We start from the raw sequence: 15,650 nt of genomic DNA on the forward strand, positions 1-15,650 counted from the left end.
AATATAATGGCGAGGTGGCCTGCTACAATGGAACATAGAGGTGTCTGGATCTTCATTGAACAAAACGAAGGAATCATTGAAGGAGTTTCCCTTGAACTGCTCGGTGCCGGAAGGAAGCTTGCTGATAAGCTTGAAGTACCGCTGGCAGGGGTGCTGCTCGGAGACGGAATTAAAGGGCTCTGCCCGAAAGTAATTTCCTACGGGGCAGACCAAGTATATGTTATTGATAACCCGGTATTGAAGACTTATCGGACTGAATCGTATATGAAAGGAATTATTTTTCTTGCCGAGAAATACAAACCGGAGATTTTCCTGTACGGGGCAACCCCGAACGGAAAAGACCTGGCAAGTGCAGTTGCCACTGATTTAAGCACAGGGTTAACTGCTGATACGACAATGCTCGATGTCGATGTCGACAAGCGGCTGCTCGAAGCAAGCCGGCCAGCGTTCGGAGGCAATATAATGGCGACGATCCTCTGCAAAAAACACCGGCCGCAGATGGCAACCGTAAGGCCAAAGGTCATGAAAGCACTGGAGCAGGATCCATCGAGAACAGGAGAGATCATTGAGGAACAAATCTCAATTAAGGAAGAAGATATGCGCACAAAAGTGCTGCAAATTGTGAAGGACGTAACAAAAACAGCAAGCCTGTCGGAAGCCCATGTCATTGTATGCGGGGGAAAAGGAATGGGTGATCTACAAGGCTTTCAGCTGATTCATGAGCTGGCGGAAACGATTGGTGCCAGTGTTGGTGGGACCAGGGATGTAGTTGAAGCAGGCTGGCTTCCCCATCATCAGCAAATCGGCCAGACAGGCGAAACGGTAACGCCGAAAATTTATTTTGCAATCGGTATTTCAGGGGCGATCCAGCATATTGTTGGCATGAAAAATTCGGAGTTCATTATCGCGGTTAATAAAGATCCAGAAGCGCCAATTTTTGATGTGGCAACGTATGGAATCGTTGGGGATGCACATGTCATCGTGCCTGAATTGATTAAACAGTTTAAACAGATGACAAAAGAAAAGGGCGGTGAAATCAGTTATGCCTGAGAAATTTGATGTAATCATTGTCGGAGCCGGACCGGCTGGAACAGCATGTGCCTATACGTGTGCAAAGAACGGTTTGAACGTTTTGCAGATTGAACGGGGAGAATACCCGGGAAGCAAAAACGTCATGGGCGGTGTCCTGTACCGAAAACAAATGGAAGAGATTATTCCTGAGTTTTGGAAGGAAGCACCATTGGAAAGACCGGTTGTCGAGCAGCGTTTTTGGATGATGGATAAAGAATCGGTTGTTTCTTTTGGCTATAAAGGTCTCGAATGGGGAATGGAGCCATATAATAATTTTACAGTTCTGCGTGCCCAATTTGACCAGTGGTTCGCCCAAAAGGCTGTCGAAGCAGGAGCCCTGCTCATTACCGAGACGGTTGTAACAGAATGTATTGTTGAAAATGGAAAAGTGATCGGTGTTCGAACAGACCGCCCGGATGGAGAAGTATTTGCCGATGTTGTCGTGCTTGCCGACGGTGTCAATTCACTGCTCGGCAAGCAGCTCGGATTCCATAAGGAATTCCGTCCTGATGAAGTGGCCTTGACTGTGATGGAAGTCATTAATCTTCCTAAGGAAACGATTAATGACCGTTTTAACCTTTCAGAAAACCAGGGCTGTACGATTGAAATATTCGGGGATGCAACAAAGGGAAATTTGGGTACTGCCTTTTTGTACACGAACAAAGACAGTTTGAATATCGGTGTCGGAACCACTCTGTCAAGCATGATAAAAGCTAAATTAAAGCCTTATGACCTGCTTGACTATTTAAAAAATCATCCAATGGTGAAGCCTTTTCTGGAGGGAGGGGAATCTGCCGAATATTTGGCGCATTTAATCCCGGAAGGCGGATATCATTCCGTTCCTAAAGTAGCCGGAGACGGTGTTGTCGTTGTAGGGGATGCAGCCCAGCTTGTGAATGCTATCCATCGTGAAGGTTCAAATATGGCAATGGCTTCCGGAAAAATGGCGGCAGAGACTATTGTCGAAGCAAAGCAGCGAAATGATTTTAGCGCATCGAGTTTAAATAAGTATCGGGAAGCCCTCTATAACAGCTTTATTATTAAAGATTTAGAAAAATATAAAGATGCAACCCACACCTTTGAGAACCATCCGCAATATTTGCGTGAATACGTCCCGATGATGAACCGGGTCGCAAGCAAAATGTTTACTGTTGACGGAACCCCAAAAAGGGATAAGCAGAAAGAAATTATCCGCAGTGTCAGAAACGAAAAAGGAACATTTAATGTATTGAAAGACATTTATCGTGCCTGGAAGGCGGTGAAATAATGTCCACAAAAACGATTGAAGAAAAACAGTACTTAATTCGCTTTAAGTGTGATACGAAATCCCATTTAACTGTCATGGACCACGATATTTGCATGACAAAATGTCCTGATAAAATTTGTACCGTTTTCTGTCCTGCCGAGGTTTACAAATGGGAAGGAACAAGGATGCAGGTCGGATACGAAGGGTGTCATGAATGCGGGAGCTGCCGAATCGGCTGTCCATACCAAAATATCCACTGGGAATATCCAAAAGGCGGACACGGAATCGTTTTTAGAATGGCATAGCCAATGAAATTAGTGTTTATATAAAAGGAAAAAAACGATGCGGGTCCGAGCATCGTTTTTTAGTTATCAAGCATAATTTTTTTCTTAATATGGACTTAACAATTTTATGCAACACTTTTGATATAACAACAAATAAACCATCATAATAGCTAATTACAAAATTTCAAAATGGAGTCTAAAAGGATTATAATCTTTCAGTAGTGGTAATTCTTATCTTTTTCTTAGTTTTAATTCAGTTTTTCCTCATTATTAATCTCTAATCTAACATAGATGAATCTAATAAAAAAAGAGAGAGGTGAAAATTTGCATTTCCTGCAGATTTCATCGTTATCTTAAGAACAAACAGGTAGACACTGGATTTAAAGTTCAATTTAAACAGAATCAAAACAGTACTTAAGTGCTTTCACCGAACCGTAAGATGCAATTAAAATTTCCTCCGTAAATATGTCTAAAATATGAATTGTATATTCAAAAAGTAAACAATAGGTTTTTTTATAGTTGATATACTTACCGGGGGTAGTATTTTATAAATGTAATAAAATTATATTTTGGAGGGTTTCTAATGGAAAAGACATCATTACTGGTTAAAGGCTTAATACACTTGTTTGGCCATAACCATTCCGCACATAACCACTCTGCAACGACAAAGCATCATCATTGATAAAATAGCTGCAAATAACGGGCATGTATTAATAAAACAAGGAGGTTAAATAATGGAGATACTTAATCTTGAAAAACCTCACTGTTTAGATCCAACATCCAAAAAAAAGCTGGTGGACACTTTAAGCAATATTGAAGGAAATGTTCGAGAAATTAATAGTTTAATTGAAAAAGACCACGACTTTGAGGATATTATCTTTCAAATTATCGCTTCCAAGGCTGCCTTAAAAAGTGTAGTATTCGTTCTTTTCGAAGAAAAAATGAAAAAATGTCTGGCTGAGCAAATTGAAAAAGACAACGAGGAAGAGTTAAATAAGCTGTTTATTACCTTTAACAGAATACTAAAAATATGAAAAAGCCCTGGCTGAAAAATTCCTGCCAGGGCTTTTATTTTTATTGTTCACTGCCCGCTTTTATGCAGCGATTGTGCCTGACATGCGGGTAACTTTTCCGTATTATTGTGGCTGGATTAGCACTCCGCCTTAAAACTTAATCATATTTTTAAGGGAAACATTTTAGGTTCTTTATGCCGCTTGCGGGAATCAGTAAAATCTGCTGTAAATTTGCAGAAAATATGCAAACATTTCTTGGGCATTTACCTACACTTGGTGAATGCGGAAACCATATGATACGACTGTTACGGCTAATAACAAAATTGGGGAGGAAATGCTATGCAAAGTATGGATTATGCGAAATTTAAATCTACTCATATGGAACACATGGGCTTGGTGAAGACAATCCAGGATTGTGAAATAACTTGTGAACATATGGGGACTATGGTGCTGCGAATGAGCGATGTTCATGCCAGAAGAAACCAACTGCTTCTATTGCGAGATTGTGCAGATATATGCACATTGTCAGCGAAATTAATCGCAAGAAACAGTTATGTGGAAAAGTCAGTTGCCGAATTATGTGCCCATATTTGTGAAATTTGTGGAAACGAATGCTTAAAGTTTCCAGATTCTCATTCACAAAGATGTGCACAAATTTGCTTGCATTGTGCCCAACAATGCCGGGCTTTTGCAAGATCCCGGCTGGAGAGTATGTAAGCAATCAAAAAAGTTTTCATGTAAACAAATAAAGAGGGTGTCCCAAAGATTGGATTTTGGGACACCCTCTACTTATAATTAATAAAAATGAAGCATTGGTTCCGTTAGTTGCAGCAGGAGGAATTGTTCTCGTTATTGCAATCATATTATTTGGTGTAAGTGAAGAGTTTTAGTGAAGAGTTATTCACAATTTGAATGATTATAAGTTTACCACTATATGTATGTAACTTCACAAACGTCTCGAAAAAGAGGGGAAGGAATGGATTAGAGGTTAGGTTAGCTTATTTGTTCAAACGGGGTTAATGAGGAGAGTTTGTCGTTTTTGCCGTTTTGCTCAAGGCTCCGGGCGAAGTCACAAGCTTTATGGAAGCAGTTAAAATCCGCTGATGTGTAAAATCGGCTCGACCAATCAAAGCTTCCCTCACAGTCTGCTGGATATACTGCCACTTTCCACTGATAATAATTTTTCTGGTCCGGTTCGCCTTCTAAGGCTATGAGCCAATGGGTGATTTTGTCTCCGGGAATGGGAAGGGTTTCTTTTAAAGAATTTAAGTCTTCGGGTCCAATTTGTATTAGCGATTTCTGGTAAAAGTCGCGATAATTTTCATATACCACTATAATCCCTCCATTTCATCAATCTTACTTGCTTCTATTATATGTGAAAATCAATAAAAATTAGCAACTTATTTGTTAAAATTTTTCGAAAATTAGTTTGATCTTTTCGATATTGTGATTGGCGTCACAACTTTTAGAGAAGCGGCCGCTTATACTGATCATAATAACTGTGATTGTCGAAGGAGAGATTGTTGATGGAAGGTTGTATGGGTGCTTTTGCAAACCGTAAGCCGGTCGAGTTGTCACAAGGATTAGCTTTGTTGAAGGAAGAACATCCGCCGTTGATTCAGTTGCTTGATGAGCTTGTAGAGCTATCCAAAAAAGTTGAAGACTCAGACCAAAAACAGGATGTATTTGCGATTTTAACTGAAAAAGTAAAAGCATTTTTTAGTAAGCTTGAGCGCCACTCAGAAAAAGAAGAAGGTATTCTGTTTAAAATGATGGAAGTTTATCTTGGTAAGGGAACGGGTCCAATTGCAGTCATGGAACATGAGCATGAGCAGGCCAAATCAATGATTCGCGGCTTTCTTAACAAAACTGAGGGTGACGGTCCATTATCAACAGAGGAAATGCATGCATGTACAGCATTTATTAGAAAAGCTTATTCAATACTAGTGGACCACTTCGCAAAAGAAGAAAATGTGCTGTATCCAATGGCGGAGAATTTGTTTACTAAGGAAGAAAAAGAATTGCTGTATGCAAGGGTTCAATCATAATAAAAAAACAGGGTAGAAGGACTTTTCCTCCTATCCTGTTTTCTTTTTTATACCAAAATCCGGAGACGAGCATATATTCCTTAATTCCACTGCTCCAACTTTTGATCGGAAGGAAGGAAGAAGGCCAGCAAACCGAGCAATGGAAGAAATCCGGTGAAAATGATCGTTTGTGAAAGCCCGATGAGATCGGCTAAATAGCCGAGCCCGATCGATCCAAGCGCCCCCATTCCAAATGCCAGGCCGACCGTCAAGCCAGCCATTGTCCCGATTTTTCCCGGCACGAGCTCCTGGGCGTAAACAACCGTGACAGAAAAGCTCGACATCAGAAGCAGTCCGCTTAAAGCAAGCAGCAAGAATGCTGCAAAAGGCGGAACAAACGGGATCAGCAATGATAACGGGGCGGTGGCGATCATCGAAACTAAAATAACCGTTTTCTTGCCAAACCGGTCGGCAAGCGGCCCCCCGAAAAATGTACCGATTGCACCGGTGATTAAGAAAGCAAATAGGAAAATTTGAGCTTCTTTAATTGATAGTGAATATTTTTCGATTGCGAAAAATGCATAGAAATTGGTGATCCCGGAAATGTACCAGGAGCGGGCAAAGATTAGAAACAAAATCAACAAGAGTGAAACCCAGACACCTTTGCGAATACCGTTCCCAGCTGTGCTATCTTTGCTGCTTTGCTTGCTTTTGAAAGAACGTTCAACTTTAAGCATGCCGGAATACCAATTGGCAATATAGATCAATAATCCGACCGCGGCCGCTGCAACTAATGTAAACCAGGCAGCACCGATTTGGCCGAGCGGGACAAGAATGACCGCAGTAATAAGCGGGGCAAGGGCCTGGCCTGAATTGCCGCCAACCTGGTAAATGGATTGGGCAAGCCCCCGGCGTGCCCCGGCCGCCATATAAGCAACTCTTGATCCCTCTGGATGGAAAACAGCAGATCCAAGGCCAATGAACAAGACGGACAGGACAACCAATTCAAACCGGGGTGCAAGAGCAAGGCCAAGAACGCCGAAAAGCGTAAAGGAAAGCCCGATCGGCAGCGCGAAGGGCGCTGGTTTTTTATCTGTGGCCATTCCAACGAGCGGCTGCATAATCGACGATACAATATTCAAAGCGAAAGCGATCATGCCAAGCTGCGTAAAGCTGAGCCCCATCGATCTTTCCAGAATCGGGAACATCGCTGGAACAACAGCCTGGATCGAGTCATTCAATAAATGGCAAATTCCGATAATAATTAATATTTTGTATGAAGTATTCGCACGGTCACGTGGCGACATGCTTGCAGCTATTGCAGATTGGCTCATGGAGTATCTCCTTTTATATGACTGTATAAATTTATAAAAGTACCATTTTTTATTCTTTCTTCTATATTACAAGATTATCAATTGTTTAAAAATGATTTTGTTTCTATTCTCGAAATTTATATGTAATAAACAAGCAAATAAACTAAACAAAAAGAAGAAGAGCATTGGACCATATTCCCAAAGCTCTTCCCTTTACTCAGCAAGCGGAAGGATAATTGAAACTTGAGTACCCTGCTTCTCTTTGCTGGTAATTTCAATCGTGCCGTTAAAGGATTGCACTATTTTTTTGCAAATCACAAGGCCGAGGCCTGTTCCCATATCCTTTGATGTATAAAAAGGGTCAAAAACCCTGTTGAGCGCTTGTTCAGAAATTCCTGAACCGGTATCGATAATCTCTATTTTGCAAGTTTCCTGTTCTTGCATCATATTAATTTCAAGATCACCGCCATTTTTCATAGATTCAAAAGCGTTTTTTGAAAGGTTCAAAATTACCTGCTTCATTTGGTCCTTTGTGCATTCAACCGGCAATGGAGTGTTTGGCAAATAGTAAGAACATCTAATGTTATGAAGATTTGCTTCGGAAGAAATGATCGGCTTCAGTTCGGTAAAAACTGACCTTATATCGATCATATCTTTCTTTTGGGCGGTCGGTTTACCCAGAATCAAAAATTCACTGACGATTTCATTAATGCGGTTGATCTCTTCATTGATGATTGAAAAATAGTAGAGGTCTTTCGGATCACGGTATTTTTCGCCCAACAACTGGACAAGCCCTTTAATGCCTGTAAGGGGGTTGCGGATTTCATGGGCTGTACTGGCTGCGAGTGAGCCTACCAGCTCAAGCTTTTGCGCTTCAATTTGCGCTTTTTCTTTTGCTGTTTGTTTTTTTAATAGATAGCACTTAATTAGAAGGAAAAGAATATGGAAAAAAACCAGGGTCCCAGCTATTAATGCGACCATTTCCTTTCCTGTATTCTTCCAGTCAAAGTCGGGAATTTCCGCTTTAATGCTCCATGGAAGCCGCTCAATTGGCATTGTCAACCACTCGTTTGCAGTTGAGCTCGTCTTTTCAGATCCATTGAAATTCATAATAATGTGGCTTTGTCCATTGACAATTAAAAGATTTGTGTCAGGTGTCAACACTCTCATAACATTTTCAATATAGTCAACCCTTAAATGGGCAACAAGTATCGAACTTAGTTCATTTCTTTCATTGATAACGGGTGCAGCCAGGCCAATCACGGTTTGACCATTTTCAAGAGTTTCCTGATGGTCGGATATAACCGTATCCTTCGTATTAATGGCAGTTCTAATATACTCCATGGAGGAATAATCAACATGATCGAGCAGTGATTGAGATCCGGTAACAACCGTTCCTTCTTCATTCAGTAAATAAAGGCCCCCATAGCGAGGGTCTTTTTGGTGTACTTGCTGGAGCAATGGCTCTAATTCTTGCGGGGAATCGATCATACTTTTAAGCGTAATTGCAATAATATCCAGGCTCGTCACGGTTTCAGTAATTAGCTGATCCCAGGTTCTTTGATGGATCGATGCAATCCATTGGGTATCAGCCTTTCGATGTTCGTAATCTTTCTGGATGAGATTATATATTTGTAAAAAGATTCCTAACATACTGGGCAGTATAACGATCAACAAATATAGCAACGCATTTTTATTAAGTTTTGGCATAGACACCTCTATTTTAAGTGCTTATAGGCAATTAAATTATAACTTAATTAAGGGTATTAAGCACTATGCCTTTATCTGGATTTATTGACACCATCCCGAAATTTTTCTATAATTTAGTTTGAAGTCGAGATATCTTTTTATAAAGGAAGATTTACATGAATTCTGAAGTTAACCAATCCTTAAAGCTATTTATCGTTCTTTCCAGGGCATATAAAGCGATTAATGAGCAGGTCAATAAAGCAATCCAGGCGAATGGATTAAACCCGACTGAATTTGCTGTTCTGGAGCTTTTATACCATAAAGGCCAGCAGCCGCTCCAGCAAATAGGCGGTAAAATTTTGCTTGCAAGCGGAAGCATAACATATGTCGTCGATAAACTCGAACAAAAAGGTCTTTTAAATCGTGCCGCTTGCCCGAATGACCGCAGGGTTACGTATGCGATTATTACGGATAAAGGCAAAGAATTCATCGAGGCTATTTTTCCCGAACACGAAGCAAGGATCCATGAGCTTATGGACGTTCTTTCCGAAGAGGAAAAAGCAACAGCAATCGAATTGCTAAAAAAGATCGGACTACCCGTCGCGAAATACTAACCACGGGTCCCTGTATAAAAGAGTTGTAAGATTGCCACTAGAGGCAGTCTTTTTTTATGCTCATAAAATTCGGGTTTCGTTTAATATTCAAATAGATTCTTACGAGAAACTGCTCGCTGACTATTATTAATGAGAAAAAGTAAGCTATATATTGACCCTGTACCTAAGTACAGGGTTTATACTGTATAGGAGGTGAAACAAATGCAATTACTTATAGGAGAATTGGCCAAGAAGTGTGATGTTAACAAAGAGACCATTAGATACTATGAACGTATAGGTTTAATTCCAGAACCTGAACGTACGGATTCAGGATACCGAATGTATTCAGAACGGATTGTCGACCGATTAAATTTCATTAAACGTTTGCAGGAATTGGGATTTACCCTAAATGAAATTGATAAATTGTTAGGTGTTGTCGATCGGGATGAAGCAAAGTGCCGTGATATGTATGACTTTACTGTTTCTAAGATAGAAGACATACAACGCAAAATTCAAGATCTTAAAAGAATTGAACAAATGCTCATTAACCTAAAAGAAAGATGCCCTGAAAACAAAGATATTTATGCATGTCCCATTATTGAAACAGTAATGGGAAAATAAGAAAAGAACATTATGAGAGACACATTATCAGGCCATGTTTGGTTTCTACTCGCATTATTCATATGTCCATGTCATGTGGTTCTACTGATGGAAGGTAACAGTTACATTAATGATAAAAAAACGGCTATAAAGGCTATTACAACAAAGGTGTTAGAGCTAGGGCTTGGAGTAGAGGAGGATTTAAAATTGAAAAAATATCGAGTTAATGTTCAAGGAATGACCTGTTCAGGTTGCGAGCAACATGTCTCAGTTGCATTAGATAATATAGGTGCAAAGAATGTTGAAGTTGATTTTCGCAAAGGGGAAGCTTTATTTGAGCTACCAAATGACGTAGAGGTTGGAACAGCCAAACAAGCGATTGTTAAAGCAAAGTATCAACCAGGAGAAGTTGAAGAAATACATCCCCAGGTAAAAGTGAACTTAGGTAATGAAGGTGACTATGACTATATCATTATTGGTTCTGGTGGGGCCGCTTTTTCATCTGCCATTGAAGCAGTCGGTTATGGCGCAAAAGTTGCTATGATCGAACGAGGGACGGTGGGTGGAACATGCGTTAATATCGGCTGTGTTCCTTCTAAGACCTTATTACGAGCAGGAGAAATCAATCATTTAGCAAAAAATAATCCATTTATAGGATTGCACACTTCAGCTTCAGATGTTGATTTAGCCCTGTTAGTAAAACAAAAAAATGAATTAGTAAGTCAACTTCGAAATGAAAAATATGTGAATCTAATTGACGATTACGGTTTTGAATTAATAAAAGGTGAAGCTAAATTTGTAAATGAAAATACAGTTGTAGTTAATGGCAAGCAAATAACAGCAAAACGATTTTTAATAGCGACAGGTGCTTCTCCATTTGTTCCCACTATTCCAGGATTAACTGAAGTAGATTATTTAACAAGCACTTCATTACTTGAATTAAAGAAAGTTCCAAAGAGTCTTGCTGTGATTGGTTCTGGATATATCGGATTGGAATTGGGACAACTATTTCGTAACCTGGGCGCAGAAGTCACTTTGATTCAAAGAAGCGAGCGTCTATTGAAAGAATACGATCCAGAAATAACAGAAGCAATAACGCAGGCCTTAACAGAACAAGGAATCAACTTAGTTACAGGCGCAACATATGAAAGCATAGAACAAGATGGAGACATAAAAAAAGTTCATGTAGAGATAAATGGCAAAAAGCGAATAATTGAGGCAGAACAATTGCTTGTTGCAACAGGAAGAAAACCAAATACAGAATCTCTTAATTTACAAGCAGCAGGTGTTACAGTTGGTTCTCTTGGTGAAATCGTCATTGACGAGTATTCTAAAACGACGAATTCCCGAATTTACGCAGCCGGAGATGTAACTCTTGGTCCGCAATTTGTTTATGTCGCTGCTTATCAAGGCGGAATTGCTGCGCGTAATGCAATCGGAGGTCTAAATCGAAAAATAAATTTAAAGGTAGTTCCAGGTGTAACGTTTACTACTCCATCGATTGCAACGGTTGGTTTAACTGAACAGCAAGCAAAAGAAAAAGGTTTTAAAATCAAAACATCAGTTTTGTCGTTAGATGCGATACCAAGAGCCTTGGTTAATCGAGAAACGACAGGTGTTTTTAAATTAGTAGCAGATGCAAAAACATTAAAAGTGTTAGGGGTCCATATAGTTGCGGAAAACGCAGGAGAGGTTATCTATGCAGCAACATTAGCTGTAAAATTCGGTTTGACAGTAGAAGATCTACGAGAAACTCTTGCTCCATATTTAACAATGGCAGAAGGATTGAAATTAGCCGCCATTACGTTTGATAAAGATGTATCAAAATTGTCTTGTTGTGCAGTATGAGTCTCAAAAAGCCGATATTCCTAACAACAGGAATATCGGCCGCTGTTTTCACAAGTTATTCAGGTTTATTATTTGCATCAGGGTCGGGTGTGAAGTTTGGCTGATACCCATCATATTTGACTATATTCACCATTCCTGCCGTAGCATGGTGCAGGTCATGGCAGTGGAAAAGCCAATTTCCAGGGTTATCCGCTTTAAAAGCAACAACGTATTCATCACCTGGATTTAGATTAATCGTATCTTTTACAATTGGTGAACCTTGCACAGGCTCGCCGTTTTTGCTCAAAACTTGAAAGAAATGTCCATGCAGGTGCATTGGATGAACGTCAACCTTAGAATTATTGACCAATTTTACTTTAACCAGATCACTGCTTTTCACATCAATACTTTCTGTATCCGGGAATGTTTTTCCGTTGATTGTAAAAACCATATTTTCACGATCCATCTGTGTATTAAGGTCCATAGTATACTCTACATCATACTGTTGGTCTAACTTAAATTCTCCGTTTTTCGCACCACCGTAGTTTATAAAGGAAAATTCGGATAGGCTTTCATTTTGATTGGCTTGGTCTTTCGACTCAGTAGTGCCTTCGTATTGAATTTTTGCTTTCATGCCATCTGTACCTTCCATGTCCCCATGACACTCAAGATACCATTCCCCTGGATTGTCTGCGGTAAATTCAATGTCGTACCGTTCACCAGGAGCAATTGCGATTAACTGATCCTTTAATTCCTGCGGCTCATTCAGTTCTTGTCCGTCTATCGCGACTACTTTAAACTTATGGCCGTGCAGATGAATCTTATGGGACAAATATCCGATATTCGCCAAGCGGATTCTGACTTTTTCTCCTTCTTTGACTGTTAGGGGCTCTATTAAATCTCCACTTTTTCCGTTAATCGTAAAAATATCATAATTGGCCATGCTATGTCCCATTGATTCTCCGTTTTCGTCACTGGCACCGTTTTTCTTTTCACTATTCTTGTCTTCGTTTGAATCCATTCCGCTCATATTGCTGTGATCCATTCCGCTCATGTCGCCATCCATTCCGCTCATCGAAGACTCTGATTCTTCAGGATTGCTCATCCACTCATCAAGCATAAGGCTGTAATCGCGGTCATATGTTTTTTCTTTAGGTTCGACTATAAAGGAGCCGTAAAGTCCCTTATCCAGCTGATTAACTGCTTCCTGATGGGTGTGATACATATATGTTCCAGGATCGGCAGCCGTAAATTCATACGTGAACGATTCTCCAGGTTGGACCGCATTTTGTGTCACACCAGGAATTCCATCCATTTCGTTTGGTACTCGAATTCCGTGCCAGTGAATGCTCACAGGGTCGGGAAGTTCGTTCTTGAGGGTGATTTTGACCTTTTCTCCTTGCGTAACGCGAATTTGTGAGCCCGGAACGGAACCATTAAACGTCCAGGCGTTTACGTTTGTCTCTTTGTTTAACTGGTGGTTAGCCTCTTTAGCGACAAGAGTAAATTCATTGCCCGTAAGCGTTTCGAAATTAGCAGTTTTTAAACCTTTCGTTTCGTTCGCCTGGCCAGTTGTTTCTGTTTCCTTTTTATTAGTCTCGCTGCCATCTCCGTTTTGAGCAGCAGAACAAGCAGCTAGTATTAAAATGACAAAAGACATTAATACAATAAATTTAAGCTTCATTAGAGCACCTCCATAATTTTTCTGCTTAAGATTAGTGGATAATCTTGCAGAAACTATGAATTTAATGTTTCTAAAAAATGAACTTAAACGGTAAATGTCACTTTTGTCCAAATGATAAGCATCAAACATATTATTTGTCACAAAACATTCACTATATTTTAGACAGTTACCCCAATTTGTAATGAAAATCGGTTTTTTCTGCAAATTTTCTTGTTATTATTAACCAAAAAGGAGGTATTCCTTATGAAAACATGGAACAGGAGGCAGTTTATTTCACATTCTTTAAAAGGGACGGCAGGTCTATTCACGGTATCAGTCCTGCCGATCGGTTTATCCGCCTGCAGCACTAAAAAACCAATTGATATGAGTTCCATGGCCAATCTTGGCCCCCTCAGTGAACTTGAAAAGGGAGAGTTTCCAAAGAAGGTCCCGTATAAAGCAAATATAAAGGATGCGTGGGTCGAACAGGAGACATCGGGTTTTGTGTATATTAATAAGAGTGAAGATGACCAGTCTCTCATTATCATGTCGCCGATTTGTACCCATCTCGGATGTTTGGCAGGGGATGCCGACGAAGAGATGAACAAGGAGGGAGTCAGATTTTATTGCCCTTGTCACGGGGGGCAATATGATGAGTTCGGCATTAATGTAGGCGGCCCGCCTCCAAGGCCATTGGATATTTTTGAGTCTTATGTTCAAGATGGAAACGTCTATATTTCAATATTGAATCCCGTAAAAAGGGAAAAGCCAAAGGGATGAAAGGGAGAATGAGAAAATGGAATGCTGTATTAAAAAGAATAAAAACCGAAAAACGATTCCCACAGGAATATTTTTTATCCTTTGGTCGATGACAATTCTGGGTGCCTGGCTTATTAGTTTTTCATAAAATAATCGAATTTTGTAGTAATCCTATTGCAACAGACTAACTCGCAGTCTGTTCTTTTTGTATGGAAAATACTCGACAAGGGGAGCAAAGAACATTCTATATTAATCGCTAAATCTGCATTTTTAATGGATTTTCACAAAACTTTACCAATTTCTGATTCATTTATTTTTAAGTGAAGTAAATCACAGTTTGAAAGGGCTCTTCTGTCTATGCTCGCTTTATACCGAATAAGAGGAGGGAGCTTTACGATGAGTAAAGTAAAGTTAAGTTTATTTCTGCTTCTAATGATTGTGGGTGTTATTTTGGCAGGATGCAGCTCGAGTACAAATGAAAAATCCGGCGCAACAGAGCCGGCAGATCCAAAGAGCGAATCAACTGCTGAAGTGAAAGAAGATAATCAGTCCGACGCAGAAAAAACAGACGAAAACGCAAGCGATGAAAAAACTCGTTATTATTTTACTGCAAATGAAGGGGGAAGCATTTCCAAAATTGATGCAACTTCCAATCAGGTAATTGCTACTATTGAAGTGGACGGGGCTGTCCATAATGTGCAAGTATCTCCCGATGGAACAATGTTAGGAGCTACAGTTGTACCAGGAATGGATCATGGTGGTGGCGAGTCAATGGAAATGAATGGGCTAGCCCTTTTCTATAGCACGGAAACGGATGAACTGCTGCAGACGGTTGAAGTTGGCAGCCACCCGGCCCATATTGTTTTTACGGAAGACGGAAAATATGCTTTGGTTACAAACAATGAAGATAACAACGTTACAGTTATTGATGTAAATAGTTTTTCCGTTACACATACGATTAAAACCGGCAAAGGTCCCCATGGGTTCAGGATTTCCGCTGACAGTAAGTTTGCTTACATTGCGAACATGGGAGAAGATACAATCAGTGTTCTAAACCTGGAAAATATGACAGAAGAAAAAAGGATAACAGTGGGTTCAACTCCGGTGACTACAGGGATTACTGCTGATGGTAAAACACTTGTTACGACATTGAATAAAGAGAATGCGCTCGCAATAGTCGATTTAGCCACAGATAAAGTTGACAAGGTTCAGGTTGGAACCGGGCCTGCCCAGGTTTATATCGATGGCAATAATCAAAAAGCTTATGTAGCGAATCAAGGGACCGAGGATACTCCTTCTAATTCAGTGACTGTTGTTGACCTGGCTGCAAAGACAGCTGTGACTACTATTGAAACAGGTAAAGGTGCCCATGGAGTTGTCACCAGCCCGGATAGTAAATATCTCTACGTAACCAACATGTTTGAGAATACCGTCAGTGTGATTGATACAGAACAGAATAAAGTGATAGAAACAATTCAAGTCGGTGAAATTCCGAATGGAATCAGCATTATGAAGTAAGTACCGATTCAATTTCGATCTAAACAAAGCCGATTTTTCTTTAAAAG

The 15,650-nt window shown here is 40.1% G+C and carries 15 protein-coding genes; 11 read left to right on the forward strand and 4 right to left on the reverse strand.

What is annotated here, in order from left to right:
* Positions 1 to 27: 27 nt before the first annotated feature.
* The 5 genes from CVD23_RS12625 to CVD23_RS12645 all read left to right on the forward strand — a co-directional run bounded on the left by CVD23_RS12625 (position 28) and on the right by CVD23_RS12645 (position 4,331).
* Positions 28 to 1,050 carry an electron transfer flavoprotein subunit alpha/FixB family protein gene (locus CVD23_RS12625; RefSeq protein ID WP_101666217.1) on the forward strand — a complete coding sequence of 341 codons (1,023 nt, stop codon included), beginning with the start codon at positions 28 to 30 and terminating at the stop codon, positions 1,048 to 1,050.
* Positions 1,043 to 2,338, forward strand: coding sequence for an FAD-dependent oxidoreductase (locus tag CVD23_RS12630; protein ID WP_101666218.1), 1,296 nt, complete (start codon positions 1,043 to 1,045; stop codon positions 2,336 to 2,338). The genes CVD23_RS12625 and CVD23_RS12630 overlap by 8 nt, the downstream gene beginning before the upstream one ends.
* Complete coding sequence (locus CVD23_RS12635) at positions 2,338 to 2,622, forward strand: ferredoxin family protein (protein ID WP_101577876.1); 285 nt, start codon at positions 2,338 to 2,340, stop codon at positions 2,620 to 2,622. The genes CVD23_RS12630 and CVD23_RS12635 overlap by 1 nt, the downstream gene beginning before the upstream one ends.
* A 713-nt stretch (positions 2,623 to 3,335) precedes the next feature.
* Positions 3,336 to 3,635 (forward strand): metal-sensing transcriptional repressor, encoded by a 300-nt coding sequence (locus CVD23_RS12640; RefSeq protein ID WP_101666219.1) that lies wholly within the window; start codon positions 3,336 to 3,338, stop codon positions 3,633 to 3,635.
* Positions 3,636 to 3,953: 318 nt separating this feature from the next.
* A complete protein-coding gene (locus tag CVD23_RS12645) occupies positions 3,954 to 4,331 on the forward strand; it encodes a four-helix bundle copper-binding protein (RefSeq protein ID WP_245917463.1) in 378 nt (125 codons plus the stop codon).
* 276 nt (positions 4,332 to 4,607) lie between these two features.
* Here the strand turns inward: CVD23_RS12645 and CVD23_RS12650 are convergent, their stop codons facing one another.
* Positions 4,608 to 4,946 carry a hypothetical protein gene (locus CVD23_RS12650; RefSeq protein ID WP_101577878.1) on the reverse strand — a complete coding sequence of 113 codons (339 nt, stop codon included), beginning with the start codon at positions 4,944 to 4,946 and terminating at the stop codon, positions 4,608 to 4,610.
* Positions 4,947 to 5,140: 194 nt separating this feature from the next.
* On the opposite strand from CVD23_RS12650, the gene CVD23_RS12655 reads away from it, so the two are divergent.
* Entirely contained in the window at positions 5,141 to 5,662 is a 522-nt protein-coding gene (locus tag CVD23_RS12655; protein WP_101577879.1) for a hemerythrin domain-containing protein, read from the forward strand.
* Positions 5,663 to 5,742: 80 nt separating this feature from the next.
* Here the strand turns inward: CVD23_RS12655 and CVD23_RS12660 are convergent, their stop codons facing one another.
* Entirely contained in the window at positions 5,743 to 6,975 is a 1,233-nt protein-coding gene (locus CVD23_RS12660) for an MFS transporter (protein ID WP_101577880.1), read from the reverse strand.
* Positions 6,976 to 7,167: 192 nt separating this feature from the next.
* Entirely contained in the window at positions 7,168 to 8,664 is a 1,497-nt protein-coding gene (locus CVD23_RS12665; protein ID WP_101666220.1) for an ATP-binding protein, read from the reverse strand.
* A gap of 155 nt (positions 8,665 to 8,819) precedes the next feature.
* Between CVD23_RS12665 and CVD23_RS12670 the strand changes: the two genes are divergently transcribed.
* The 3 genes from CVD23_RS12670 to merA all read left to right on the forward strand — a co-directional run bounded on the left by CVD23_RS12670 (position 8,820) and on the right by merA (position 11,684).
* Positions 8,820 to 9,257, forward strand: coding sequence for a MarR family winged helix-turn-helix transcriptional regulator (locus tag CVD23_RS12670; protein ID WP_101577882.1), 438 nt, complete (start codon positions 8,820 to 8,822; stop codon positions 9,255 to 9,257).
* Positions 9,258 to 9,458: 201 nt separating this feature from the next.
* On the forward strand, positions 9,459 to 9,857 hold the full coding sequence (merR1, locus tag CVD23_RS12675) for a mercury resistance transcriptional regulator MerR1 (RefSeq protein ID WP_101666221.1): 399 nt from the start codon (positions 9,459 to 9,461) through the stop codon (positions 9,855 to 9,857).
* Between the two features lie 186 nt (positions 9,858 to 10,043).
* Positions 10,044 to 11,684 (forward strand): mercury(II) reductase, encoded by a 1,641-nt coding sequence (gene merA, locus CVD23_RS12680; RefSeq protein ID WP_101666239.1) that lies wholly within the window; start codon positions 10,044 to 10,046, stop codon positions 11,682 to 11,684.
* A 55-nt stretch (positions 11,685 to 11,739) separates the two neighbouring features.
* On the opposite strand, the gene CVD23_RS12685 is transcribed toward merA, so the two are convergent.
* Positions 11,740 to 13,347 (reverse strand): multicopper oxidase family protein, encoded by a 1,608-nt coding sequence (locus CVD23_RS12685; RefSeq protein ID WP_101666222.1) that lies wholly within the window; start codon positions 13,345 to 13,347, stop codon positions 11,740 to 11,742.
* 243 nt (positions 13,348 to 13,590) lie between these two features.
* Between CVD23_RS12685 and CVD23_RS12690 the strand changes: the two genes are divergently transcribed.
* Together CVD23_RS12690 and CVD23_RS12695 are read left to right on the forward strand one after the other, a co-directional pair.
* Complete coding sequence (locus CVD23_RS12690) at positions 13,591 to 14,106, forward strand: ubiquinol-cytochrome c reductase iron-sulfur subunit (RefSeq protein WP_101666223.1); 516 nt, start codon at positions 13,591 to 13,593, stop codon at positions 14,104 to 14,106.
* Positions 14,107 to 14,481: 375 nt separating this feature from the next.
* On the forward strand, positions 14,482 to 15,603 hold the full coding sequence (locus CVD23_RS12695; RefSeq protein ID WP_101666224.1) for a YncE family protein: 1,122 nt from the start codon (positions 14,482 to 14,484) through the stop codon (positions 15,601 to 15,603).
* The last annotated feature ends 47 nt before the right edge of the window (positions 15,604 to 15,650 follow it).

This window comes from Bacillus sp. V33-4, from assembly GCF_002860225.1.
Taxonomy (GTDB): Bacteria; Bacillota; Bacilli; order Bacillales; family Cytobacillaceae; genus Bacillus_BJ; species Bacillus_BJ canaveralius.